18 protein-coding genes and 1 pseudogene are annotated in these 22857 nt (G+C 61.7%); 6 read left to right on the forward strand and 13 right to left on the reverse strand.

From position 1 onward, the window contains the following. A pseudogene (locus tag ACOZK9_RS27505) lies at positions 1 to 115 on the forward strand (IS110 family transposase); the annotation flags it as partial. Between the two features lie 1424 nt (positions 116 to 1539). Here ACOZK9_RS27505 and ACOZK9_RS26055 read toward each other — a convergent pair. After that, positions 1540 to 2598: an HAD family hydrolase gene (locus tag ACOZK9_RS26055; protein ID WP_421556891.1), complete on the reverse strand. Its 1059-nt coding sequence runs from the start codon at positions 2596 to 2598 to the stop codon at positions 1540 to 1542. 240 nt (positions 2599 to 2838) lie between these two features. Here ACOZK9_RS26055 and ACOZK9_RS26060 point away from each other — a divergent pair, with 240 nt between their 5' ends. Beyond that, positions 2839 to 4230 (forward strand): L-cystine transporter, encoded by a 1392-nt coding sequence (locus tag ACOZK9_RS26060; RefSeq protein WP_122249853.1) that lies wholly within the window; start codon positions 2839 to 2841, stop codon positions 4228 to 4230. 94 nt (positions 4231 to 4324) lie between these two features. On the opposite strand, the gene ACOZK9_RS26065 is transcribed toward ACOZK9_RS26060, so the two are convergent. Beyond that, complete coding sequence (locus ACOZK9_RS26065) at positions 4325 to 4837, reverse strand: dihydrofolate reductase (protein ID WP_421556892.1); 513 nt, start codon at positions 4835 to 4837, stop codon at positions 4325 to 4327. Between the two features lie 90 nt (positions 4838 to 4927). Here ACOZK9_RS26065 and ACOZK9_RS26070 point away from each other — a divergent pair, with 90 nt between their 5' ends. Both ACOZK9_RS26070 and ACOZK9_RS26075 read left to right on the forward strand, forming a co-directional pair. Further along, a complete protein-coding gene (locus ACOZK9_RS26070; RefSeq protein ID WP_421556893.1) occupies positions 4928 to 6307 on the forward strand; it encodes a DUF2868 domain-containing protein in 1380 nt (459 codons plus the stop codon). After that, positions 6300 to 7667, forward strand: coding sequence for a GTPase/DUF3482 domain-containing protein (locus ACOZK9_RS26075; RefSeq protein WP_152751576.1), 1368 nt, complete (start codon positions 6300 to 6302; stop codon positions 7665 to 7667). The genes ACOZK9_RS26070 and ACOZK9_RS26075 overlap by 8 nt, the downstream gene beginning before the upstream one ends. Here ACOZK9_RS26075 and ACOZK9_RS26080 read toward each other — a convergent pair. The 7 genes from ACOZK9_RS26080 to ACOZK9_RS26110 form a co-directional block, all read right to left on the reverse strand. Beyond that, entirely contained in the window at positions 7664 to 8218 is a 555-nt protein-coding gene (locus ACOZK9_RS26080; protein WP_058413686.1) for a phosphonate degradation HD-domain oxygenase, read from the reverse strand. The genes ACOZK9_RS26075 and ACOZK9_RS26080 overlap by 4 nt on opposite strands. After that, entirely contained in the window at positions 8215 to 9345 is a 1131-nt protein-coding gene (locus ACOZK9_RS26085) for a TIGR03364 family FAD-dependent oxidoreductase (RefSeq protein ID WP_152751578.1), read from the reverse strand. Before ACOZK9_RS26085 ends, ACOZK9_RS26080 begins: the two co-directional genes overlap by 4 nt. Before the next feature lie 40 nt (positions 9346 to 9385). Then, positions 9386 to 10402: a putative 2-aminoethylphosphonate ABC transporter substrate-binding protein gene (locus ACOZK9_RS26090; RefSeq protein ID WP_058413688.1), complete on the reverse strand. Its 1017-nt coding sequence runs from the start codon at positions 10400 to 10402 to the stop codon at positions 9386 to 9388. 25 nt (positions 10403 to 10427) lie between these two features. Beyond that, positions 10428 to 12152 (reverse strand): putative 2-aminoethylphosphonate ABC transporter permease subunit, encoded by a 1725-nt coding sequence (locus ACOZK9_RS26095; RefSeq protein ID WP_122250018.1) that lies wholly within the window; start codon positions 12150 to 12152, stop codon positions 10428 to 10430. Between the two features lies 1 nt (position 12153). After that, on the reverse strand, positions 12154 to 13218 hold the full coding sequence (locus tag ACOZK9_RS26100) for a putative 2-aminoethylphosphonate ABC transporter ATP-binding protein (RefSeq protein ID WP_058413690.1): 1065 nt from the start codon (positions 13216 to 13218) through the stop codon (positions 12154 to 12156). A gap of 160 nt (positions 13219 to 13378) precedes the next feature. After that, positions 13379 to 14242, reverse strand: coding sequence for a LysR family transcriptional regulator (locus ACOZK9_RS26105; RefSeq protein WP_058413691.1), 864 nt, complete (start codon positions 14240 to 14242; stop codon positions 13379 to 13381). Between the two features lie 16 nt (positions 14243 to 14258). Then, positions 14259 to 16517 (reverse strand): heavy metal translocating P-type ATPase, encoded by a 2259-nt coding sequence (locus tag ACOZK9_RS26110; RefSeq protein WP_421556894.1) that lies wholly within the window; start codon positions 16515 to 16517, stop codon positions 14259 to 14261. 84 nt (positions 16518 to 16601) lie between these two features. On the opposite strand from ACOZK9_RS26110, the gene cadR reads away from it, so the two are divergent. Next, on the forward strand, positions 16602 to 17051 hold the full coding sequence (cadR, locus tag ACOZK9_RS26115) for a Cd(II)/Pb(II)-responsive transcriptional regulator (protein WP_058413693.1): 450 nt from the start codon (positions 16602 to 16604) through the stop codon (positions 17049 to 17051). 41 nt (positions 17052 to 17092) lie between these two features. Here the strand turns inward: cadR and ACOZK9_RS26120 are convergent, their stop codons facing one another. From ACOZK9_RS26120 to ACOZK9_RS26130, 3 genes are all read right to left on the reverse strand, one after another. Next, entirely contained in the window at positions 17093 to 17926 is an 834-nt protein-coding gene (locus ACOZK9_RS26120) for a thymidylate synthase (protein WP_058413694.1), read from the reverse strand. Positions 17927 to 17984: 58 nt separating this feature from the next. Beyond that, positions 17985 to 18797 carry a prolipoprotein diacylglyceryl transferase gene (gene lgt, locus ACOZK9_RS26125; protein WP_058413695.1) on the reverse strand — a complete coding sequence of 271 codons (813 nt, stop codon included), beginning with the start codon at positions 18795 to 18797 and terminating at the stop codon, positions 17985 to 17987. A gap of 66 nt (positions 18798 to 18863) precedes the next feature. After that, positions 18864 to 19646, reverse strand: coding sequence for a sulfite exporter TauE/SafE family protein (locus ACOZK9_RS26130; RefSeq protein ID WP_122250015.1), 783 nt, complete (start codon positions 19644 to 19646; stop codon positions 18864 to 18866). A gap of 120 nt (positions 19647 to 19766) precedes the next feature. Here ACOZK9_RS26130 and ACOZK9_RS26135 point away from each other — a divergent pair, with 120 nt between their 5' ends. Beyond that, positions 19767 to 20513, forward strand: a complete 747-nt coding sequence (locus tag ACOZK9_RS26135) for an NRDE family protein (RefSeq protein WP_421556895.1) — start codon at positions 19767 to 19769, stop codon at positions 20511 to 20513. A gap of 59 nt (positions 20514 to 20572) precedes the next feature. Here ACOZK9_RS26135 and ptsP read toward each other — a convergent pair whose 3' ends face one another. Further along, positions 20573 to 22852, reverse strand: a complete 2280-nt coding sequence (gene ptsP, locus ACOZK9_RS26140; RefSeq protein ID WP_058413698.1) for a phosphoenolpyruvate--protein phosphotransferase — start codon at positions 22850 to 22852, stop codon at positions 20573 to 20575. Between the last annotated feature and the right edge of the window lie 5 nt (positions 22853 to 22857).

Consider the following 22857-nt stretch of genomic DNA (forward strand, 5'->3'; position numbering starts at 1 on the left):
GACTCAGGCCCTGGTCATCATCGCCCGCAAGCTGGCTCGCATCGCGTTTTCTCTCATGAAAAACCTGAGCGAATACCAGTCGAAAGCGGTTTTGGAGGCTTCCCCAAAACCATAGAATCTCCCACAGGTGATCGGGTTTTCAGGTTGGGACCCGGTTTAATGTGGGAGGTGGCTTGCTGCCGATGGCGGAGTGTCAGGCCATATATTTGCTGGCTGAGTGATCGCTATCGCGAGCAAGCCCGCTCCCACAGGTGAGCGGGTTTTCAGGTTGGGACCCGGTTTAATGTGGGAGGTGGCTTGCTGCCGATGGCGGAGTGTCAGGCAATATCTTTGCTGGCTGAGTGATCGCTATCGCGAGCAAGCCCGCTCCCACAGGTGAGCGGGTTTTCAGGTTGGGACCCGGTTTAATGTGGGAGGTGGCTTGCTGCCGATGGCGGAGTGTCAGGCAATATATTTGCTGGCTGAACGACCGCTATCGCGAGCAAGCCCACACACAGGGGACCGGGTTTTCAGGTTGGGGCCCGGTTTAATGTGGGAGGTGGCTTGCTGCCGATGGCGGAGTGTCAGGCCATATATTTGCTGGCTGAGTGATCGCTATCGCGAGCAAGCCCGCACACAGGTGATCGGGTTTTCAGGTTGGAACCCGGTTTAATGTGGGAGGTGGCTTGCTGCCGATGGCGGAGTGTCAGGCCAGATATTTGCTGGCTGAAGGACCGCTATCGCGAGCAAGCCCGCTCCCACAGGTGAGCGGATTTTCAGGTTGGGACCCGGTTTAATGTGGGAGGTGGCTTGCTGCCGATGGCGGAGTGTCAGGCCATATATTTGCTGGCTGAGTGACCGCTATCGCGAGCAAGCCCGCTCCCACAGGTGACCGGCTTTTCAGGTTGGGACCCAGTTTAATGTGGGAGGTGGCTTGCTGCCGATGGCGGAGTGTCAGGCAATATATTTGCTGGCTGAGTGACCGCTATCGCGAGCAAGCCCGCTCCCACAGGTGAGCGGGTTTTCAGGTGGAACCCGGTTTAATGTGGGAGGTGGCTTGCTGCCGATGGCAGAGTGTCAGGCCATATATTTGCTGGCTGAGTAATCGCTATCGCGAGCAAGCCCGCTCCCACAGGTGACCGGGTTTTCAGGTTGGGACCTGGTTTAATGTGGGAGGTGGCTTGCTGCCGATGGCGGAGTGTCAGGCCATATATTTGCTTGCTGAACGACCGCTATCGCGAGCAAGCCCGCTCCCACAGGTGACCGGGTTTTCAGGTTGGGACCCGGTTTAATGTGGGAGGTGGCTTGCTGCCGATGGCGGAGTGTCAGGCCATATATTTGCTGGCTGAGTGATCGCTGTCGCGAGCAAGCCCGCTCCCACAGGTGAGCGGGTTTTCAGGTTGGGACCCGGTTTAATGTGGGAGGTGGCTTGCTGCCGATGGCGGAGTGTCAGGCAATATATTTGCTGGCTGAGTGACCGCTATCGCGAGCAAGCCCGCTCCCACAGGTGACCGGGTTTTCAGGTTGGGACCCGGTTTAATGTGGGAGGTGCTTGACCCTCTATTGAATTTCGTCCGGCTTGACGATCACCCAGTTTTTGTCAGCCGTCACCGGCAACCCTTCCTTGGCTTGCGCGGCCGCGTGCTTGGCCATCATGCCGTTGAGTTGAGTCATGTATTTGTCTTTGCGGTTGATCCACAGGTGGATGCCGCCCTTGGCCACGTCTACATCGTGGAACAGCATGTAGCCGTCGCTGGTCGGTGTGTCACCACCGACGATCACCGGTTTTTTCCACTCATCGATGTACGTCAGGATCGCTGCGTGTTTGCCCGCCATCCAGGTCGCCGGGGTCCACAGGTACGGCGTCAGCTCCAGGCCGAGGTTGGCTTTCTCGTCATATTTGCCGGCGGCGATCTGCTTGCGCGCGGTGGTCAGTTCGCCGGTCTTGCGGTTCTTGAGCAGCGTGCTCACGCCGATGACGTTTTCCGGCTTAACGTTGTAGCCGTACTTCGGGTCGGCAGCGACCATGCGCACCAGCTCTTCAGAAGCGGCGGTCATCACGTACACTTCGATGCCGTTTTCCATCAACTTGTTAAATAGCTCAGCCTGGCCGGTGAAGACCTTGGGTGGCTGCACCTCCATGTTTTTCACCACATCACCTTCGTAGTAGGTGACCGGCACTGGCTTGCCCGACGCCATCATTTCGCCAACGTAGCCCTTGAGTTCCTTGAGCGTGAAGCCTGCAAAAATCTGCGCAACCCACGGGTAGCAGACCATGTCGTCGACTTCGCAAAGGCGGTAGTAATAACTGAACAGGCTTTCCTTGTGCTCAGCCGTGTCCTTGAACGGGATCAGCTTCAGCGAAGGGTCCATCGTGTCGCGGGTGATCAGGCCTTTGTTTTCAAGGTAAGGCAGCAACGACTCTTCAAGGTCGTAGCGGTAGCTGGTGTTGTCCATGTCGAACACCGCGAAGTTGCCCTTGTTGGCATTGGCGGCGATCATTTCGTTCAGTTGTTTGGCGGCAGGCGCTGGCCAGTGCGTAAGCTCGGTGGCGGCAAAGGCCTGGCTGCCGAGGCCAAGACACAACGCGGCGGCCAGCAGTGTTGGCGCGAGCTTCATAAGCAATTTCTCCCAGAGTCAAAGACATCGACGCTAACAAATCTGTATGACAGTCACCACCCGAGCGCGACTGCTTGCGTCGTGATCGCGCCAACAGCATGTGCCTGAGCGCCATGCGCTTATTCCAGAAACGACAGTGACCATTCCATATCGGTATTAAATCAATATATTTCAAGCTGTTAGGCTTTCCGGTTGCAATCGCACGCTCACGCGATTGGCTGCCTACTCAACGGAGCTTCAATGAATCTGCCCCTGATTCTCAACTTACTGGTGTTCGTAGCCCTGTTGCTGGGCCTGGCACAAACCCGCCGTACCCAATGGAGCCTCGCCAAGAAGGTGCTGTTTGCCCTCGTTCTCGGCGTGCTGTTCGGGACGGCTTTGCACACTATTTATGGCGACGGTAACCCGGTGCTCAAGGCCTCGATCGGCTGGTTCGACCTGGTCGGTAACGGCTACGTGCAGTTGCTGCAAATGATCGTGATCCCGCTGGTGTTCGCCTCGATCCTGAGTGCCGTGGCGCGGCTGCATAACGCCTCGTCGCTGGGCAAGATCAGCTTCCTGACCATCGGCACGCTGTTGTTCACCACCGCGATTGCGGCGTTGATCGGCATCGGCTTGACCAACCTGTTCGGCCTCACCGCCGAAGGTCTGGTGGCCGGCACCCAGGAAATGGCGCGCCTGCAAGTGATCCAGAGTGATTACGCGGGCAAGGTTGCCGACCTGAATATCCCGCAATTGCTGCTGTCGTTCGTGCCGGCCAACCCGTTCGCCGACTTGGCCCGGGCCAAACCGACGTCGATCATCAGCGTGGTGATTTTCGCTGCATTCCTCGGGGTTGCCGCGCTGCAACTGCTCAAGGATGACGTCGAAAAAGGCCAGAAAGTGCTCAACGCCATCGACACCCTGCAAGCCTGGGTGATGCGTTTGGTGCGCCTGGTGATGAAGCTGACGCCCTACGGCGTGCTGGCGCTGATGACCAAGGTGGTTGCCGGTTCCAACCTGCAAGACATCATCAAGCTCGGCAGTTTTGTGCTGGTGTCGTACCTGGCGCTGGGCCTGATGTTTGTGGTGCACGGCCTGCTCTTGTCGCTGGCCGGGGTCAACCCGCTGCGGTTCTTCCGCAAAGTGTGGCCGGTGCTGACCTTTGCCTTCACCAGCCGCTCCAGCGCGGCGGCCATCCCGCTGAGCATTGAGGCGCAAACCCGCCGCTTGGGTATCCCGCAATCCATCGCCGGTTTCGCCGCCTCGTTCGGCGCAACCATCGGCCAGAACGGTTGCGCCGGTCTTTACCCAGCCATGTTGGCGGTGATGGTGGCGCCGACCGTGGGCATCAACCCGCTGGACCCGCTGTGGATCGCAACCCTGGTGGCGATTGTGACGCTGAGTTCGGCAGGCGTTGCCGGCGTAGGCGGCGGTGCCACGTTTGCCGCGCTGATCGTGCTGCCGGCGATGGGCTTGCCGGTGTCACTGGTGGCGCTGCTGATTTCCGTGGAGCCGCTGATCGACATGGGCCGTACGGCGTTGAACGTCAACGGTTCTATGACGGCGGGTGCGATTACCAGCCAGATCATGGGGCAGACGGATAAAGACCTGTTGAATGCCGAAGAGCATGCCGAGTTGGCGCAGGCCTGATAGACCGCTCTCGGGAGCAAGCCCCCTCCCACATTGGACCGAGCTCCAACATGAGCATGCGGTCAATGTGGGAGGGGGCTTGCTCCCGATGCTTTTAAGCTTTTTCCCAAACCTCGAAGTTGTACGCGGGCTTTTCGCCCTCCGCTGGGTTCTCGACGTTCGATACCCGTTTCCACTGCTGCGCATCAAACTGCGGAAACCACGCATCGCCTTCCGGGCTCAGCGCCACGCGCGTCAAATACAGGCGATCCGCCTGCGCCAGCCCTTGCGCATACAACTGCGCGCCGCCGATCAGCATCAGCTCATTCGCGCCCTGCGCCAGCGCCCACGCCTCGGCGCGCTCGACGGCTGCGTCGAGTGACGGAAAAACTTCCGCACCTTCAAGCGCCAAATCGGTCTGACGGCTAACCACCAGGTTCAAGCGCCCCGGCAGCGGTCGGCCCAGCGAATCCCAGGTCTTGCGCCCCATGATGATCGGCTTGCCGAGCGTGGTGGCCTTGAAATATTTGAAATCCCCCGGCAAATGCCAGGGCATGCTGTTGTCGACGCCGATCACGCGGTTTTCACCGAGAGCTGCGATCAGGCTTAAAGGGAGAGTTTTTTTCATGCCGACGAGAATACCAGAGCGCCGCGCAGCTTTCCCCAACCGGCTGCACAGCGGTTATGCTCCAGGCTCACGAACACAACAGGACGGCGCGTGACAGCACTGAACCCCCTGCAAAAACTCTGGCTGACAGAAACCGTGCGCCTGCGTGAAGAACACGCAGGCCCGCTGGAAGACCTCGAAGCCAACCGCCTGGCCCGCACGGCCGGTGGCGATTTGCCGACGCGCATTCAACAGCGCGCCCTGCACTTGGCCGAGCGCGACGGCCTGAGCGCCGCCCTCACCCGCTGGTTGCAAGGCGCGCGTTTGGCGTTGGTGCTGCTGGCGGTGCTGGCGATCGTCAGCGGCGCCGGTTTGGCGTTTGCCGCGCTGGGCAACGGCCTGACGCCGGTGAATGTGTTTTGGGCCTTGGGCAGCTTGCTCGGCCTGAACCTGATTCTGTTAATCAGTTGGGCGTTGGGCCTGCTGTTTGCCGGCGAGCACGGCGCCAGCCTCGGGCGCCTGTGGCTATGGCTCAGCGAAAAACTCGCGCGCGACGCCAAGGCCGCGCAGTTAGCGCCAGCGTTGCTGCTGTTGTTGCAGCGCCAGAAACTCAATCGCTGGGCCGTGGGTGTGTTGGTCAATAGCCTGTGGTTGCTGGCGCTGCTCAGCGCCCTGCTGTTTTTACTGACGCTGCTTGCCACACGGCGCTACGGCTTTGTGTGGGAAACCACCCTGCTCGGCGCCGACACCTTTGTCGCCGTCACCCAAGCGCTCGGCAGCCTGCCCGCGCTGCTGGGGTTCACTGTGCCGACGGTCGAGATGATCCGCTCCAGTGGCGACTCTGCCCTGAATATCGAAAGCGCTCGCCAAGCCTGGGCCACCTGGCTGGTGGGCGTGCTGCTGGTTTACGGCCTGTTGCCAAGGTTGATCCTCGCCCTGCTGTGCCTGTGGCGCTGGACACGCGGGCGCGCGGCCTTGCGCCTGGACCTCAACTTGCCCGGCTACAGCGCGTTGCGCGAACGCCTGATGCCGAGCAGCGAACGCCTTGGCGTCAACGACGCCGCGCCGCAGCAACTGCACGCGGTCACCGGCGGCGTCAGCGAATTGCACAGCGACGGTGCCTTGCTGGTGGCCATCGAACTGGACGACCAACACGCCTGGCCGCCCAAACTGCCTGCCAGCGTTAAGAATGCCGGCATCCTCGACAGCCGCGAGTCGCGTAACAAACTGCTCGAACAACTCACGCGCTTCCCACCCGCGCGGCTGGCTATCGCCTGCGACCCGCGCCGCTCGCCGGACCGTGGCAGCCTCGCGCTGATCGCCGAACTGGCCCGCAGCGCCACCGCGACCCGCGTGTGGCTGCTGCAAGCGCCGTCAGGCCAGGCGCTTGACGCAGAGCGCCTGGGTGATTGGCACGCCGCGCTAAAACAACTGGAGCTGCCCTTCGCCGACGGCGCGCCGCTGAATTGGTTGGAGACCGGTCATGACTAAACCACTGAAACTCGCCGTGGTCGGCCACACCAATGTCGGCAAAACCTCGCTGCTGCGCACGCTGACGCGTGACGTCGGCTTCGGCGAGGTCTCGCATCGCCCCAGCACCACGCGGCACGTCGAGGGCGCGCGGTTGTCGGTCGACGGCGAGGCGTTGCTTGAGCTGTACGACACGCCCGGCCTGGAAGATGCCATCGCCCTGCTCGATTATCTGGAACGCCTCGACCGCCCCGGCGAACGCCTCGACGGCCCGGCACGCCTGGCGCGGTTTCTGGACGGCAGCGAGGCGCGCCAGCGTTTTGAACAAGAAGCCAAGGTGCTGCGCCAACTGCTCGCCTCGGACGCCGGTTTGTATGTGATCGACGCCCGCGAGCCGGTGCTGGCCAAGTACCGCGACGAGCTGCAAGTGCTCGCCAGTTGCGGCAAGCCGTTGCTGCCGGTACTCAACTTTGTCAGCAGCAGCAACCACCGCGAACCGGATTGGCGTGAAGCCCTGGCGCGTCTTGGCCTGCACGCGCTGATGCGTTTCGACAGCGTGGCACCGCCCGAAGACGGTGAACGTCGGCTGTATGAAAGCCTCGCCTTACTCCTGGAAACCGCGCGGCCGCAGTTGGAACGGCTGATTCTCGACCAGCACGCGCAACGCCAGGCACGCCAGCAAAGCGCCGCGCGGCTGATCGCCGAACTGTTGATCGACTGCGCCGCGTGCCGACGCAGCGTGGTCACCGAAGCCGAACAAGCGGCGGTGGGTGAACTGCGCAAAGCCGTGCGCCAGCGCGAACAAAAGTGTGTGGAAGCCCTGCTCAAACTGTTCGGCTTCCGCCCGCAGGACGCCGCCGCCAGTGACTTGCCGTTGCTCGATGGGCGTTGGGGCGATGACCTGTTCAACCCCGAAACCCTCAAGCAACTCGGCGTGCGCGTCGGCGGCGGAATCGCTGCAGGCGCGGCGGCCGGTGCCGGTGTCGACCTGCTGGTCGGCGGCCTGACCCTCGGCGCCGCCGCGATTGCCGGTGCGATTGCCGGTGGCGCGCTGCAAACGGCGCGCGGCTATGGCAGCCGCTTGCTCGGCAAACTCAAAGGCCAGCGCGAGCTCACCGTCGACGACAGCGTGCTGCGCCTGCTCGCCCTGCGCCAACGCCAGTTGCTCAAGGCCCTGAACCTGCGCGGCCATGCGGCGCTGCACAGCATCAAGGTCGACACGCCACAAGACAAAACCTGGCGCGAAGGCAAGTTGCCGGACGCACTGCACAAAGCCCGTGCTCACCCGCAATGGTCGTCGCTTAACGCCCACGCCAAACTGAGCCAGGCCGAGCGCCAGGAACTGGTCGAAGCCCTCGCCCTGAGCCTCGACCAGAGCTAAGCCGCCAGCACCTTGCGCGCCTTGGCCTTGAGCACCTCAAGGTCGAGCAGCGGCACGCGCATTTGCTTGGCCTGCTCGTCCCAGTGGCGCAGGCGCAGGCTGATCAGGTAGAGCGGGTCTTGTTCAAACGCTTGCGCTTCTTCTGCCGTCATCACGCCGCCCTGATAGCCCAAGGTAATCCGGCTGGCTTCACTCAGGCGGGCGTAGTAGGACGGCTGGCTGAACGTCAGGTAGCGCTTGGCTTGCACGTGATATTCCACCAGCCTGGCAATGCGCTCGCTGAAGCCTGCGCGGCGCAAATAATCCGCGCCCAAACGCTCATGGCTGACCACGCCATAACCGCCCATGTTTGCGCCGCCTTCGCCACAGAGATGGCCAATATCGTGAAAAAACGCCGCCAGCACCACTTCATCGTCAAAGCCTTCGGCCATCGCCCACTGCGCGGCCTGGGACATGTGTTCGATCTGCGACACCGGCTCGCCGATGTAATCCGCCGCGCCGTGCTGCTCGTACAAGCCGAACACCTCGGCAATTGCCTGTTCAGGGTTCATCCCGCCGCGCCCCACACAGTGCTGATGTTACGCTCGGCCAGCGCCGGCCCCACGCTCATGCCCACGCCGGTGTGCATCAATGCCGCGCTCACGCCCGGTGCCGCCTGCACGAATGAAAACGGCCCCGGCCCGCGCGAGCCGTACACGCCCTGCCAGCGCTCGACCACGTTTACCTTGCAACCCAAGGTCTGCTCGGCCAGCTCGATCAGCCAGTCATCGACCTGCTCGGCGTTGAACGGTGAGGCATCGCTGCCGTAGTCGTGCGAGTCGCCAATAATCAGTTCGCCATACGGCGTGGGGCTGATCAGCAGGTGAATCCCATGTTCATGCAGGTGCGGCGCATCGCGCAGGATTTGCGCCTGCACCGGCAGCGCTTCCGGCAAGTCGGCAAACGCGCCGTAATGCACGCAGCTCAAACCGGTCAGCAACGCGTGTTGCAGGTTCAGGTTGACTGCCGGCCGTGCACGCAGCATTTGCAGGCGGCAGATACTCGGGTTGAGTTCAGCCATCGCGTCGGCCAGCAGGGTTTGGTAATCGTGGCCGGAGCAGACGATGATCTGCTCACCGCGAAAGCTGCCCGCCGTGCTGTGCAACTGGCCAGGCTGCACATCGCGCACCAGCGTGGAGAAGTGAAACTCCACGTTCAGTTGATTGCGAAGGTAGTTGATCAACGCCGGGATCGCTTCGCGCGAATACAGTTGCTGATCGTCCTTGCCGTGCAGCGCCGCGCGATGATGGCTGAATTGGCCGCCGTACAACGCGTTCATGGCCGCGCCCTGCAGCAGCTCGACGTTGTAGCCGTGCTCTTGCGCACGACCGGCGCAGAACGCTTCCAGCAGATGTTCCTCGGCTTCGGTGCGGGCGAACACGTACGCGCCATTGCGCTTGAGCTGAAGGCCGGCCATCTGCGCCCAATGCGCCCAGATGTCGCGGCTTTGCCGGGCCAGGTCAAGCATCGGCCCCGGTGGTTGGCCGGTGACCAGCGCCTGGCCGAAGTTGCGCACCGAGGCGCCCAACGGCGTGGCGCTGCGTTCGAATACCTTGACCTTGAGGCCGCGTTTGGCGGCAGCAAAGGCGTGGGACAGGCCGAGGATGCCCGCGCCGACGATTAACAGATCACTACTCATGCGTTCCTCTCGTTCCCACGCTGAGCGTGGGAATGATCAGTTATTGTTTCTCTGACTTGCCGTCATAGCGCTTGCGCCATTCGGTCAGGATGCTGTCGCGGTTTTTCGAGGCCCAGGCGAAGTCGTTCTTGATCAGCCGCTGTTCGTAGTCGGCCGGCAATTCGGTCTGCGGCTTGGCAATACCCGGTTGAGCGAGCACGGCGAAGTTTTCTTTGTACAGCTGCATCGCGGCGGGGCTGGCGGAGAAGTCGGCGAGCTTTTTCGCGGCCTCCACGTGCGCGGTGCCCTTGATCACGGCAGTCGCTTCAATGTCCCAGCCCAAGCCTTCCTTGGGCAAAATAATATCCAGTGGCGCGCCTTGGCGTTTCAACTGCACGGCCGGGTATTCGAACGAAATACCGATTGGGAACTCACCAGACGCCGCCAGCTTGCACGGCTTGGAGCCGGAGTGAACGTACTGGCCGATGTTCTGGTGCAGGTCGTCCATGTACTGCCAGCCCTGCTTCTCGCCGAAGGTCTGCAACCAGGCGCTCACATCCAGAAAGCCGGTGCCCGAAGACGCCGGGTTAGGCATCACGATCTTGCCCTTGTATTCGGGTTTGGTCAGGTCCTGCCAGCTCACCGGCTTGCTCAGGCCCTGCTTCTCGGCCTCGACCGTGTTGAAGCAGATAGTCGCGGCCCACACATCCATGCCGACCCAAGCCGGTGGGTTGGCGGCGTCGCGGTAGTTCTTGCCGATTTTGTCGAGGTCTTTGGGCGCGTAGTTGCTGAGCATGCCTTGCTGATCGAGGATCGCCAGGCTCGACGCGGCCAGGCCCCACACGACGTCAGCTTGCGGGCGGTCTTTCTCCGCCAGCAGCTTGGCGGTGATGATGCCGGTAGAGTCACGCACCCATTTTATTTCGACGTCCGGGTTCTGCTTTTCGAAGGCTTGCTTGTAGGTCTTCAACTGCTCGGCTTCGAGGGCCGTGTACACGGTCAACTCGGTTTTCGCGGCAAACGCATTCAGGCTGAACGCAGTGAGCACAGCAGCGGCTAACGCCAGGGGCTTGAACATGGTGCATTCCTCAAAAGGGACGGTTTTATTGACCCGGCGCGGTTTGGCGCCAGGCTTGGGAGCGGCGCAACGCGCCACGTGAGCACCACGCCAGCAGCAGCGAAACGCCGGCAGAGGTAAACAGGATCAAGGTCGACATGGCCGCCGCGCCGCCCACATTGCCGGCGTCGTCCATGTTCAACACGGCGACGGCGGCGAGGATAGTGTCGGGGCTGTAGAGAAAGATCGCGGCAGACACGGTGGTCATCGCCGACACAAACAAGTAGCGCACGATGTCCAGCAGCGCCGGCAGGCAAATCGGTACGGTGACGCGCCAGTAGTGGCGGTACAGCGGCGCCTTGAGAGAAAGCGCAGCGGCTTCGAACTCGCTGTCTAGCTGGCGCAGCGCGGTGGTGGCGGTCATCTGCGCGGTGGTCAAATAGTGAGCAATGGTGCACACCACCAACAGCGTCATGGTCCCGTAGAACACATGCAGCGGGTTACCGTTGAGGTTGAAAAAGAACACATAGCCCAAGCCCAACACCAGGCCCGGCACGGCCATCGGCACAAAGCTGAGCATGCGCAGCGCCAGGTTCAGGCCCTTTTGACCCTTGGTTTTTTCCATCAGGTAGGCACCGGTGAAGATCAATACGCTGCCGATCAGCGCCGTGCAAAGTGCCATCTTCAAGCTGTTGCGATAGGCCAGCCAGCCGCCGCCCGCGGTGTCTTCAAACTGATAATGGTTGAGCGACAGCGACAGGTTGTACGGCCAGAACTTGACCAATGAGGAATACACCGCCATGCCGAACACCAGCAGCAACGCAGCGCAAATCAGCATCACGATGGCCAGGTAACAGCCATCCCGCAAGCGCGACGGCGCGGGCTGGAAGACTTGCGCTCGGCCGCTCATGGAACCGCCGTGACGGCGGCGTAACCAGGCGTCGACGCCAAAGCTGAACAGCGCCGGCAGCAGCAACACCATGCCGATCAACGCGCCACGACCGAACTGTTGCTGGCCGACCACCGCCTTGTAGGCTTCCAGCGCCAACACTTGGTAGTCCCCGCCCACCACCACGGGCACGCCGAAGTCGGTGATGGTCAGGGTGAACACCAGGCAAAACGCGGCGAACACTGCCTGGCGCGTGGCCGGCCAGGTGATGCTGCGAAACGCCCGGGCCGGGCTGGCGCCCATGCTCGACGCGGCGTCGAACAAACGCGCATCCGCCAGCGACAGCGCCGACAGCAGAATCATCAAGGCGTGTGGGAAGGTGTAGATCACCTCGCCCAGCACAATGCCCCAGAAGCCGTAGATATTGTCCGAGAGCAACCCGCGCAACAGGCCCTGATTGCCGAACAGATACACCAGCGCAATGCCTGGCAACATCGACGGCGCCATCAGCGGCAGCAGCGACAGGCCGCGCCACATCGCCTTGCCGGGAATCAGCGTGCGTTGCAGCGCGTAGGCAAACAGGTAGGCCAGCGGTACGACGATGGCCGCAACGCTGAGGGAAACTTTCAGGCTATTGCCCAGCAGCCAGTGGAAGTTATCGCTGGTCACCAGCTCGCGCGCCGCGACCCAGCCGCCGCCCTGCCCGGCTTCGCTGCTGAAGCCACGCCAGAAGATCGCCAGCAAGGGCAGCAATACGGCGACACCGAGCAGCAACAGCCAGACGAGTTTGCCGCCGAGTACAAAAATGCGGTCGCCCAGTTCGGCGCGGGAAACGTTGCGCGCCACGTGGCCGGGTAGCGGCAGCGTCATATCGGCGGCCATCTCAAGCAAACACCTGCAGGCTGCGCGGCGGCAACGCCACCCAGATGTGTTGCGCACCGAGGCGCGGCATCGCTTCCGGGGCCAGTTCGGCCAGCAATGGGTGACCGGGCAACTGCTCCAGCTCAAAGCGCATGCGGCAGCGGTTGCCCAGAAACGTGATCTCGCAGACCTTGGCCGGGAACAGGTTTTCTTCATGCCCCAGCGGGTTGATGCTGATGGCTTCCGGGCGGCAGAACAGACGGCCGGATTTGGCCACGCCGGCATCGTCGGCCAAGCGCATGTTCATCCCGCCGACCTGAGCATGGCTCGCACTGCTGCGGCTGAACGGCAGCCAGTTACCCTGGCCGACAAACTCCGCCACGAACGGCGTGGCCGGGCGGTCGTAGATTTCTTGCGGCGTGGCGTATTGCTCGACTTTGCCGTTGTTCATCACGGCAATGCGGTCGGCCATCAACATGGCCTCGTCCTGGTTGTGCGTGACCATCAACGTGGTGACGCCCAAGCGCCGCTGCAGTTGGCGCAGTTCGCTGCACAAATGCTCACGCACACGCGCGTCGAGGGCAGACATCGGTTCGTCCAGCAGCAGCAATGAAGGCGCCGGCGCCAGCGCACGGGCCAGGGCGACGCGCTGTTGTTGGCCGCCGGAGAGTTGGCCGGGGTATTTCTTTTCGCTGCCAACCAGGCCGACCAGTTCCAGCATCTGGCCAACGCGTTTGCGCACTTCGTCGCGGCCACTGCCGGTCAGGCCGTAGCCAATGTTCTCTTCAGCGGTGAGGTTGGGAAACAGCGCGTAGGACTGAAACAAAATCCCGTAGTCGCGCGCTTGAGGCGGCAGTTGCGACACATCGCGGTTACCCAGGCGAAGTTCACCGCTGTCTTGGCGTTCCAGGCCGGCGATGCAGCGCAGCAAGGTGGTTTTGCCGCAACCGGACGGGCCCAGCAGGCACACCAGCTCGCCGGCGGCGACGTCCAGCGACACGTTGTCCAGCGCCTTGAAGGCGCCGAAGCGCTTCTGGATACCGCGCACCGTCATCGGCGCGCCGGGGTTGGTTGGGGCAGTGTTCATGGAGGCACCTCATCAAACTGATGAAGGCCATGCTAGGCAGGCAATGCGTCCCTGGTGTGGCAGAAAGGCAAAACGTGGCGATAGTGGTATTGGTGGATTTGTGTAGGAATTCAGAGTGCGTCTGTAGTGCTTGGATTTGTGTGGCGATGGGGCTTGTCGGTCAGAGCGGCGACATTTCTTGCGCCAAACCGAGAAACGCGGCAGGCAGCCTCGCGCCTTTTCTTTCCTTGAGGCAGTACAAATACTCGGCGATCTGCGGTGCATGCTCGATGGTCAGCACGCGTAACTGCGGGTCATGCGGCACTTCCTGGCGGGCGATGATGCTGATGCCGATATTGCGCAGCACCGCCTCGCGAATCGATTCGCGGCTGCCGATCTCCAGCAGCGGGCCGTAACTCACGCCTGCGCCTTGCAGCATCTCTTCAGTTAAACGCCGTGTGGTGGACCCGGTTTCGCGCATCAGCAAGGTATGCCCCGCCAGTGCCGTGAGCGGCACAGTGTCCAAGGCCGCCAACGGGTGATTGCGGTGCACCGCCAGCACCAGCGGGTCGGTGCCGAGCACGCGGCGGATCAACCGCGGGTCTTCAAGTAATTGCGAGGAGGCGGCGACGTCCACCCGGTACTCTTCGAGCGCCTCCAGCACCGACTGGGAGTTGCCGATTTCCACCGACACCTCCACATGCGGCAGGCGTTCGCGAAAGGCTTTGACCAGGTCGAGGATGTAATACGGCGCCGTCGCGGCAATCCTCAGCGCCCCCTGGAGCTGACCACTGTTGCGCAGGAAAAACTCGATATCGGCTTCTTGCTGCAACAGCGCCTTGACCATCGGCAGCAGGCGCGCGCCGTCGTCGCTGACGGTCAGGCGGCGGCCACCACGGTAGAACAGCTCGACGCCGTACTGGCTTTCGAGGTTGCGAATCTGCGTGGTGACCGTGGGCTGGCTAAGGCCGAGTTTTTTCGCCGCCTGGGTAATGCTGCCCAGGCGGGCCACTCTGTAAAACGCCTTCAGTTCGGCACTCAGCACACCACCCTCACCTCAGTTATTTGCGCAACAGGCGCAGGCCATTGAACACCACCAGCAGGCTCACGCCCATGTCCGCGAACACCGCCATCCACATAGTGGCCATGCCCAGGAAGGTGACCGCAAGGAAGACCGCCTTGGTCACCAGCGCCAGGGCGATGTTCTGCTTGAGGATACTCGAGGTTTGCCGCGACAACCGAATGAAAGCCGGGATCTTGCGTAAATCATCGTCCATCAAGGCCACGTCAGCGGTTTCGATGGCCGTGTCGGTGCCGGCGGCGGCCATGGCGAAGCCAATTTCGGCGCGGGCCAGAGCCGGGGCGTCGTTGATGCCGTCACCGACCATGCCCACCCGGTGGCCTTGGCCGTAGAGGGTTTCGATGGCCTGCAGTTTGTCAGTCGGCAGCAGGTCACCTTGGGCCTGGTCGATACCGACCTGGGCCGCAATCGCCTGAGCGGTGTGGGTGTTGTCGCCGGTGAGCATCAGGGTTTTGATGCCCAAGTCGTGCAGTTGCTGGATGGCTTCGCGGCTGCTGTCTTTGACCGTGTCGGCCACGGCGAACAGCGCCAGCGGGCCGGACTTGTCGAGCAGCAACACCACCGACTTGCCTTGTTTCTCCAGGGCGAAGAGTTTTTCTTCCAGCGCCGGCGAGCACAGGCCCAGGTCTTCGACCAGACGGTGGTTGCCCAAATGGTAGGTTTCACCGTTTATATCACCGCGCACACCGCGACCGGGCAAGGCTTCGAAGTTATCCACAACGTGGCTCGGCAGGTTTTTATCCACAGCCGCTTTGGCAATGGCCAACGACACCGGGTGGTCGGAGCGCCCGGCCAAACTGGCGGCCAGCGCCGGCGCGCGGTCTTCGACGTTGGGGAACAACGCCAGGTAATCGGTTTGCACCGGTTTGCCGTGGGTGATCGTGCCAGTCTTGTCGAGGGCCAGGTAATCAAGCTTGTAACCGCCCTCCAGGTACACGCCGCCCTTGATCAGGATGCCTTTGCGCGCCGCCGCCGCCAAGCCACTGACGATGGTCACCGGGGTGGAAATCACCAGTGCACACGGGCACGCCACCACCAACAGCACGAGTGCGCGGTAGACCCAGTCGAACCACACGCCCGCCATGAACAGCGGTGGAATCAGCGCCACGCCCAAGGCAAACAGGAACACTGCCGGGGTGTAGATCTTCGAGAAGCTGTCGACAAAACGCTGGGTTGGCGCCCGCGCGCCTTGAGCCTGCTCCACGGCATGAATGATGCGCGCCAGCGTCGAATTGTTGGCCGCCGCGGTGACCTTGTATTCCAGCGAACCGGCCTGGTTGATGGTGCCCGCGAAGACTTTATCGCCCACGGTTTTTTCAATGGGCAGGCTTTCACCGGTGATCGGCGCCTGATCGATGGAGGATTGACCGGCGGTGACTTCACCGTCCAGGCCAACACGCTCGCCAGGTTTTAACCGAACGATTGCCCCAAGATCAACGCTTTTGACGTCTTTTTCCACCCATGAGCCATCAGCCTGCTGCACCGTGGCCTGTTCGGGCGTCATCTGCATCAAGCCACTGATGGCGTTGCGCGCACGGTCCAGGGACTTGGCTTCGATCAACTCGGCCACGGTGAACAGGAACATCACCATCGCAGCTTCCGGCCACTGGCCAATCAGCAGCGCGCCGGTCACGGCGATGCTCATCAGCGCGTTGATGTTCAGGTTGAGGTTTTTCAGGGCTATCCAGCCCTTTTTATAGGTGGTGAGGCCGCCGCTGAAGATCGACACCAACGCCACCACGGCAATCACCCACGTCGGCGCAGCATTGGTGAAATGCAGCACTTCAGCAGCCAACGCACCAACGCCGGACAACGCCAGCGGCCACCAGTGTTTCTTCGCGGGTGGCGCGGCGGCGGGAACGCCCTCTTCAATGGGGTCCGCCTGCATCCCGATAGATTTGATCGCGTCGATGATCGGCGCAGTGCTCGGCAGGTCATGGGTGACGCCGAGGATGCGGTTGATCAGGTTGAATTCCAGTTGCTGCACACCGGCGAGCTTGCCCAGTTTGTTCTGGATCAGCGTTTGCTCGGTGGGGCAGTCCATGGCTTCGATGCGGAAGGTGCTGAGGCGCGCGCCGTCGGAAGGCGCTTCGTTCAGCGTGACCACCGCAGGCGCGGCGTCGCTTGCGCAGCAGGAACCGGCATGGCCGTGGTCGTGCACAGGCGTAAGTTTTTTGGGGCCATGATCGTGGTCATGGTCGTGATCATGCTTATGTGGGGTGTGAAGGGAGTCGCTCATCTGGTCGCGTCCGTAAGGTGCCTGTTGCCAAGTAAAGACCCTGTAGCCACTATAGGGTCAAGCACCCATTTGGAGATTGCTGCGATGAAGATCGGCGAATTGGCCAAACTGACCGACTGTCAGGTGGAAACCATCCGTTATTACGAGAAGGAAGGCCTGCTGCCACCCCCGGCACGCACCGATGCCAACTACCGCGTGTACACCCAGGCGCACACTGAGCGGCTGATCTTCATCCGCAATTGCCGCAGCCTCGACATGACGCTTGGGGAAATCCGCAGCCTGCTTGGGCTACGCGACAGCCCTCAGGACCAGTGCGAGAGCGTGAATGCGTTGATCGACGAACATATCCACCACGTGAAATCGCGGATTGATGGGCTGTTGGCGTTGCAGGAGCAATTGCTCGACCTGCGCCAACGCTGCGGTGGTGGGCCGGATCTGGATCAGTGCGGGATTTTGCAGCGGCTGGAAGTCAGCGGCAGTGTCGCGGCCAGCGAGGCTGAGCCTTCACACGTGGGCAGAAGCCACGGCCACTGATCATAAAAAAGGCGGGAGGGGGCTTGCCCCTCCCGTCCTTTTTAAATAGCCACGTCAGCCTTGATGCTTGGGTCGGCGTTGTAGCCAACGATTTCAAAATCTTCGAATTTATAATCGTAGATCGACGCAGGTTTACGCTTGATCACCAGTTCCGGCAGCTTTTTCGGTGTGCGCGCCAGTTGAGTCTGGATCTGCTCCATGTGGTTGCTGTAAGCGTGCGTGTCGCCGGTGGTGACGATGATCTCGTGAGGGATCAGGTCACATTGCTGGGCCAGCATATGCGTCAGCAGGGCCAGGGCGGCGGTGTTGTAAGGCAGGCCGAGGAACACGTCGGAGCTGCGGATGTACAACTGCATCGACAGATGACCGTCATGCACAAATGCCTGATACAGCAGGTGACACGGCGGCAGCGCTTGCTTGCCGTTGCGCGCGTTTTCCTGCGGGCTTTTGGTTTCGTCCGGCAGGTACTCGACGTTCCAGCCGTGAAACAGGATGCGGCGGCTGTTGGGGTTGTTCTTCAACGTGTCGACCATGTAGTCGATCTGGTTGATCTTGCCGCCGTCTTTGGTCGGCCAGGCGGTCCACTGCTCGCCATACACCGGGCCGAGGTCGCCGTCTTCGGTGGCCCACTCGTCCCAGATTTTCACACCGTTTTCGTTCAGCCACTTGATGTTGGTGTTGCCGCTCAACATCCAGATCAGTTCGTTGGCGATGCTTTTGAAGTGAAGCTTCTTGGTGGTCAGCAGCGGGAAGCCGTCGGCCAGGTTATGCCGATACTGACGGGCAAAGACGGCTTTGGTGCCGGTGCCCGTGCGGTCGCCCTTGGTCAAGCCATTGGTCACGACGTCGTTCAACAGTTCGAGATATTGCTTCATGTGATTACCCGTATCGGTGAAGCCGGGGCGCTTCACGTAAACACCCCGGCATTCAAATTTAAAGCGCGGCGTTCTTGATCGGCTGCGGGCGGTTGTACGCCCACCACAGCAGGCCAAGACCGGCCAAAATCATCGGCAAGCTGAGGATCTGCCCCATGGTCAACCAGCCCCACGCCAGGTAGCCCAACTGCGCATCCGGTACGCGCACGAACTCGACGATAAAGCGGAAGATCCCGTAAAACAACGCGAACATGCCCGACACGGCCATGGTTGGGCGTGGCTTGCGCGAGAAGATGTACAAGATGAGGAACAGTGCCACACCTTCCAACGCGAACTGGTAGAGCTGCGACGGGTGGCGCGGCAATTGCGCCGGGTCGCTGAACGGCGGGAACACCATGGCCCACGGCACGTCGGTCGGTTTGCCCCACAACTCGGCGTTGATGAAGTTACCGATGCGCCCGGCGCCCAGGCCGATCGGCACCATCGGCGCAACGAAGTCCATCAACTGGAAGAATGACTTGCCGTTGCGACGGCCGAACCACCACGCGGCGATCATCACGCCAATAAAACCACCGTGGAACGCCATGCCGCCCTTCCACACCTCGAAAATCAGCGTCGGGTTGGCGATGTAGGCGCTCAGGTCGTAAAACAGCACATACCCCAGGCGCCCGCCGACGATCACGCCCATCGACAGCCAAAAAATCAGGTCGGAGAGCTTTTCTTTGGTCCAGGTCGGGTCGAAACGGTTCAGGCGCCGCGACGCCAGGAACCAGGCACCGCCGATGCCGATCAGGTACATCAACCCGTACCAGTGGATTTTCAGCGGACCGATGGCCAAGGCCACCGGATCGATCTGCGGGTAAGGCAGCATTGCGACTCCTCGTTAAATCATTAGTCATGGCGCGCCGGACCATGCCGGTGCGCGATTAAGCCTTTGTTACAGCAAAAAATTCAAACCGACGCAAAACAGTAAAGCGGCGAACAACCGCTTCAATAAACGCGGCGACAAGCGGTGCGCCAGGCGCGCGCCAAAACGCGCAAACAGCATGCTGGTCAGGGCAATGCCCAACAGCGCCGGCAAATACACGAACCCTAGACTATGAGCGGGCAACAGCGGCTCATGCCAGCCCAGAATCATGAAACTTAATGCACTCGCCAAGGCAATCGGCAGACCGCACGCCGATGAAGTCGCCACCGCCTGCTGCATCGGCACACTGCGCCAGGTTAAAAACGGCACGGTCAGCGAGCCGCCGCCTATCCCGAAAATCGCCGAGGCCCAGCCGATCAGCGTGCCTGCCAGTGTCAGGCCGAGCTTGCCCGGCACCGTTCGGCTGGCCTTGGGCTTGGCCTCAAGCGCCAGTTGCACGGCGACCACCAGGGCGAACACACCGATAATCTTCTGCAAATTCGGGCCGGAAATCGCCTCGGCGGTCAGCGCGCCAAAACCTGCGCCAATCAGGATGCCCACGGTCATCCACACAAAGATCGGCCAACGCACCGCGCCACGCCGGTGATGCTCACGCACGGCATTCACCGAGGTAAAAATAATCGACGCCAGCGACGTGCCAACGGCCAGATGGGTCAACACCTGCGGGTCGAAGCCCTGCACGGTAAAACTGAACACCAGCACCGGCACGATGATAATCCCGCCGCCCACCCCAAACAGCCCGGCGAGTACGCCTGCACACGCACCGAGCAGCAAATACAGGAGAAATTCCATGGAGGCCCCTAAACCAAGACCGGCATGTTAACGGATGGAAGGCATGCGGCCCAACTGGATACGATGGAACGCCTGCGCCGGTGTGGGTAGAGTGAGCAAAAACACAAAAGGGATCGCCTGATGTGCCTGATTGTTTTCGCCTGGCGGCCGGGCCATGCCCAACCGCTGATCGTTGCTGCCAACCGTGATGAATTCTACGCCCGCCCTAGCCTGCCGCTGGCCCAGTGGCCGGGTGTGCCCGAGGTTTACGCGGGTCGGGACCAGGAAGCGGGCGGTACTTGGTTGGGGGTAAACGCCGCGGGGCGTTTTGCTGCGCTGACGAATATTCGTGACCCGCACCAGCCGCCGGCACGCAAGTCTCGCGGGGAGCTGGTGGCGCGTTTTCTCAGTGGTTCGCAACCGATAGGCGAATATTTAGCCGACGTTAATGGCCGTTCGATTGAATATGCCGGGTTTAACTTGCTGGTGGGCACGCCGGATGAGCTGTGGCATTACAACGCCAATCAGCCCGAGCCTGTGCGCCTGGAGCCCGGGGTTTATGGGTTGTCCAATGCCGGGCTGGATACGCCGTGGCCAACGTTGCTAAAGGCCAAGGCAGCATTCAGTGAACTGCTGGAAAACCCACAGCCGCAGGCCTTGCTGGCACTGCTGAGCGACCCGCAGACCGCGCCGTTTGCAGAGCTGCCGGATACCGGCGTGGGGTTGGCGACCGAGAGTCTGTTATCCAGCGTGTTTATCGCCAGCCCCAGTTATGGGACGCGGGCGAGCACGGCGTTGATCGTGAATGCCGATGGCACGCGGCAAATGCTCGAACGCAGTTTTGGCCCGCACGGCGGGCGGCTGGGTGAGGTAGCACTCAACCTCTAGCGGTAGTGGGCACACCACAAAACCATGTGGGAGGGAGCAAGCCCCCTCCCACATAGGCTCTAGAGGCTTTTTGCGGAGACCGGGTTGATCATCCGCGTGAGCCCGAGGTTCTTCAGCGCCAGTTGCAGCGAGCTGTGGATAACTTGCGGGTTGTCGATGGTCATCAATTGGGCAAGCAAATCCTTGGCCATGCTCAGCTCAACCTGACGCAGCATCCACTTCACTTTAGGCAAGTTGGTGGCGTTCATCGACAGGCTGTCAAAACCCATCGCCATCAACAGCACGGCCGCCGCCGGGTCGCCGGCCATTTCACCGCAGATGCTCACCGGTTTACCTTCGGCATGCGCGTCGCGCACCACGTGTTGCAGGGCTTGCAGCACCGCTGGGTGCAGGTAGTCGTAGAGGTCGGCAACCCGCGGGTTGTTACGGTCCACCGCTAACAGGTACTGGGTCAAGTCGTTGGAGCCGACCGACAGGAAGTCCACTTGCCGCGCCAACTCTTTGGCCTGATACACCGCCGCCGGAATTTCGATCATCACGCCAATCGGCGGCATCGGTACGTCGGCGCCTTCGTCGCGCACTTCGCCCCACGCCCGGTGGATCAGGTGCAAGGCTTCTTCCAGCTCATGTGTGCCGGAGATCATCGGCAGCAGGATGCGCAGGTTGTTCAGGCCTTCGCTGGCCTTGAGCATGGCGCGGGTCTGCACCAGGAAGATTTCAGGGTGATCGAGCGTCACGCGAATGCCGCGCCAGCCAAGGAAGGGGTTGTCTTCCTTGATCGGGAAATACGACAGGGACTTGTCGCCGCCGATGTCGAGGCTGCGCATGGTCACCGGCAACGGGTGGAAGGCCGACAGTTGCTCGCGATAAATCGCCAACTGCTCCTTCTCACTCGGGAAGCGCTGGTTGATCATAAACGGCACTTCGGTGCGGTACAGCCCAACCCCTTCGGCGCCACGTTGCTGCGCGCGGGCTACATCGGCGAGCAGGCCGGTGTTCACCAGCAGCGGCACGCGGTGGCCATCGAGGGTCACGCACGGCAGTTCGCGCAACGAGTCGAGGCCCAGCGCCAGTTGTTTCTCTTCTTCGACCACCTCGGCGTATTGCTTGCGCAGCAACTCGCTGGGGTTGGTGAACACTTCGCCACGATGGCCATCGACGATCATGTCGATGCCGTCGACCTTGGAATACGGCAGGTCGACCAAACCCATCACCGTCGGAATGCCCATGGCGCGCGCCAGGATCGCGACGTGGGAGTTGCCCGAACCAAGTACCGAGACCAGGCCCACCAGTTTGCCTTCCGGCACTTCGCCGAGCATCGTGGCGGTCAGTTCTTCACTGATCAGAATGGTGTTGTCGGGGTACACCAGGTTGGTGGTGCGGTCTTCCTGCAGGTAGGCCAGCAGACGGCGACCGAGATCGCGCACGTCCGAGGCGCGCTCGCGCAGGTAGGCGTCGTCCATCATTTCGAAACGGTTAACGTGATCAGTCACCACTTGGCGCAACGCGCCCTGGGCCCACTGGCCGGTTTTGATCACGGTTTTGACTTCGTTGCCCAGGGACGCGTCGTCGAGCATCATCTGGTACACGTCGAACAGCGCGCGTTCTTCAGGGCGCAGTTGCGTCGCCAGCTTGGTCGACAGGTTGCGCATGTCGGCGCGCACGCCTTCAAGGGCAGTCTTGAACAGTTTGATTTCAGCGTCGATGTCGTCGACGCTTTTGTCCGGCACCACGTCCAGGTCGGCCGGTGGCAGCATCACCACTGCTTTACCGACCGCAGCACCTGGTGAGCCCGGCACACCGACGAACTTGGCTTCCTGAATGCCCTTGCCCTGACGCCCAAGGCCGCGAATCGAGCCGGTCGCTTCGGCGTGGGCAATAACCCCGGCGAGCTGCGCGCTCATGGTCACGAGGAAGGCTTCTTCACCTTCATCGAACTGGCGACGCTCTTTTTGCTGGATGACCAACACGCCGACGACGCGGCGGTGGTGAATGATCGGCGCGCCCAGGAACGAGGCGTAGCGCTCTTCGCCGGTTTCGGCAAAATAGCGGTAACGCGGGTGATCGGCCGCGTGCTCAAGGTTCAGGGGTTCTTCACGCGTCCCCACCAAGCCCACCAGACCTTCATTGGGCGCCATGCTGACCTTGCCGATGGAGCGCTTGTTCAGGCCTTCGGTGGCCATCAGCACAAAACGGTTGGTCTCGGGGTCCAGCAGGTAAACCGAGCAGACCTGGCTGCCCATGGCTTCCTTGACGCGCAATACAATAATCCCCAACGCCGCCTTGAGATCCTTGGCGGAGTTAACTTCCTGGACGATCTTGCGCAGCGTATTGAGCATGGCTC

This window comes from Pseudomonas kitaguniensis, from assembly GCF_049199985.1.
Lineage (GTDB): Bacteria > Pseudomonadota > Gammaproteobacteria > Pseudomonadales > Pseudomonadaceae > Aquipseudomonas > Aquipseudomonas kitaguniensis.

Bases quoted from the DNA above. Each gene is read 5' to 3' on its own strand.
- ACOZK9_RS26055 (WP_421556891.1), bottom strand. From the start codon at position 2,598: ATGAAGCTCGCGCCAACACTGCTGGCCGCCGCGTTGTGTCTTGGCCTC.
- ACOZK9_RS26060 (WP_122249853.1), top strand. From the start codon at position 2,839: ATGAATCTGCCCCTGATTCTCAACTTACTGGTGTTCGTAGCCCTGTTG.
- ACOZK9_RS26065 (WP_421556892.1), bottom strand. From the start codon at position 4,837: ATGAAAAAAACTCTCCCTTTAAGCCTGATCGCAGCTCTCGGTGAAAAC.
- ACOZK9_RS26075 (WP_152751576.1), top strand. From the start codon at position 6,300: ATGACTAAACCACTGAAACTCGCCGTGGTCGGCCACACCAATGTCGGC.
- ACOZK9_RS26080 (WP_058413686.1), bottom strand. From the start codon at position 8,218: ATGAACCCTGAACAGGCAATTGCCGAGGTGTTCGGCTTGTACGAGCAG.
- ACOZK9_RS26085 (WP_152751578.1), bottom strand. From the start codon at position 9,345: ATGAGTAGTGATCTGTTAATCGTCGGCGCGGGCATCCTCGGCCTGTCC.
- ACOZK9_RS26090 (WP_058413688.1), bottom strand. From the start codon at position 10,402: ATGTTCAAGCCCCTGGCGTTAGCCGCTGCTGTGCTCACTGCGTTCAGC.
- ACOZK9_RS26095 (WP_122250018.1), bottom strand. From the start codon at position 12,152: ATGGCCGCCGATATGACGCTGCCGCTACCCGGCCACGTGGCGCGCAAC.
- ACOZK9_RS26100 (WP_058413690.1), bottom strand. From the start codon at position 13,218: ATGAACACTGCCCCAACCAACCCCGGCGCGCCGATGACGGTGCGCGGT.
- ACOZK9_RS26110 (WP_421556894.1), bottom strand. From the start codon at position 16,517: ATGAGCGACTCCCTTCACACCCCACATAAGCATGATCACGACCATGAC.
- cadR (WP_058413693.1), top strand. From the start codon at position 16,602: ATGAAGATCGGCGAATTGGCCAAACTGACCGACTGTCAGGTGGAAACC.
- ACOZK9_RS26120 (WP_058413694.1), bottom strand. From the start codon at position 17,926: ATGAAGCAATATCTCGAACTGTTGAACGACGTCGTGACCAATGGCTTG.
- lgt (WP_058413695.1), bottom strand. From the start codon at position 18,797: ATGCTGCCTTACCCGCAGATCGATCCGGTGGCCTTGGCCATCGGTCCG.
- ACOZK9_RS26130 (WP_122250015.1), bottom strand. From the start codon at position 19,646: ATGGAATTTCTCCTGTATTTGCTGCTCGGTGCGTGTGCAGGCGTACTC.
- ACOZK9_RS26135 (WP_421556895.1), top strand. From the start codon at position 19,767: ATGTGCCTGATTGTTTTCGCCTGGCGGCCGGGCCATGCCCAACCGCTG.
- ptsP (WP_058413698.1), bottom strand. From the start codon at position 22,852: ATGCTCAATACGCTGCGCAAGATCGTCCAGGAAGTTAACTCCGCCAAG.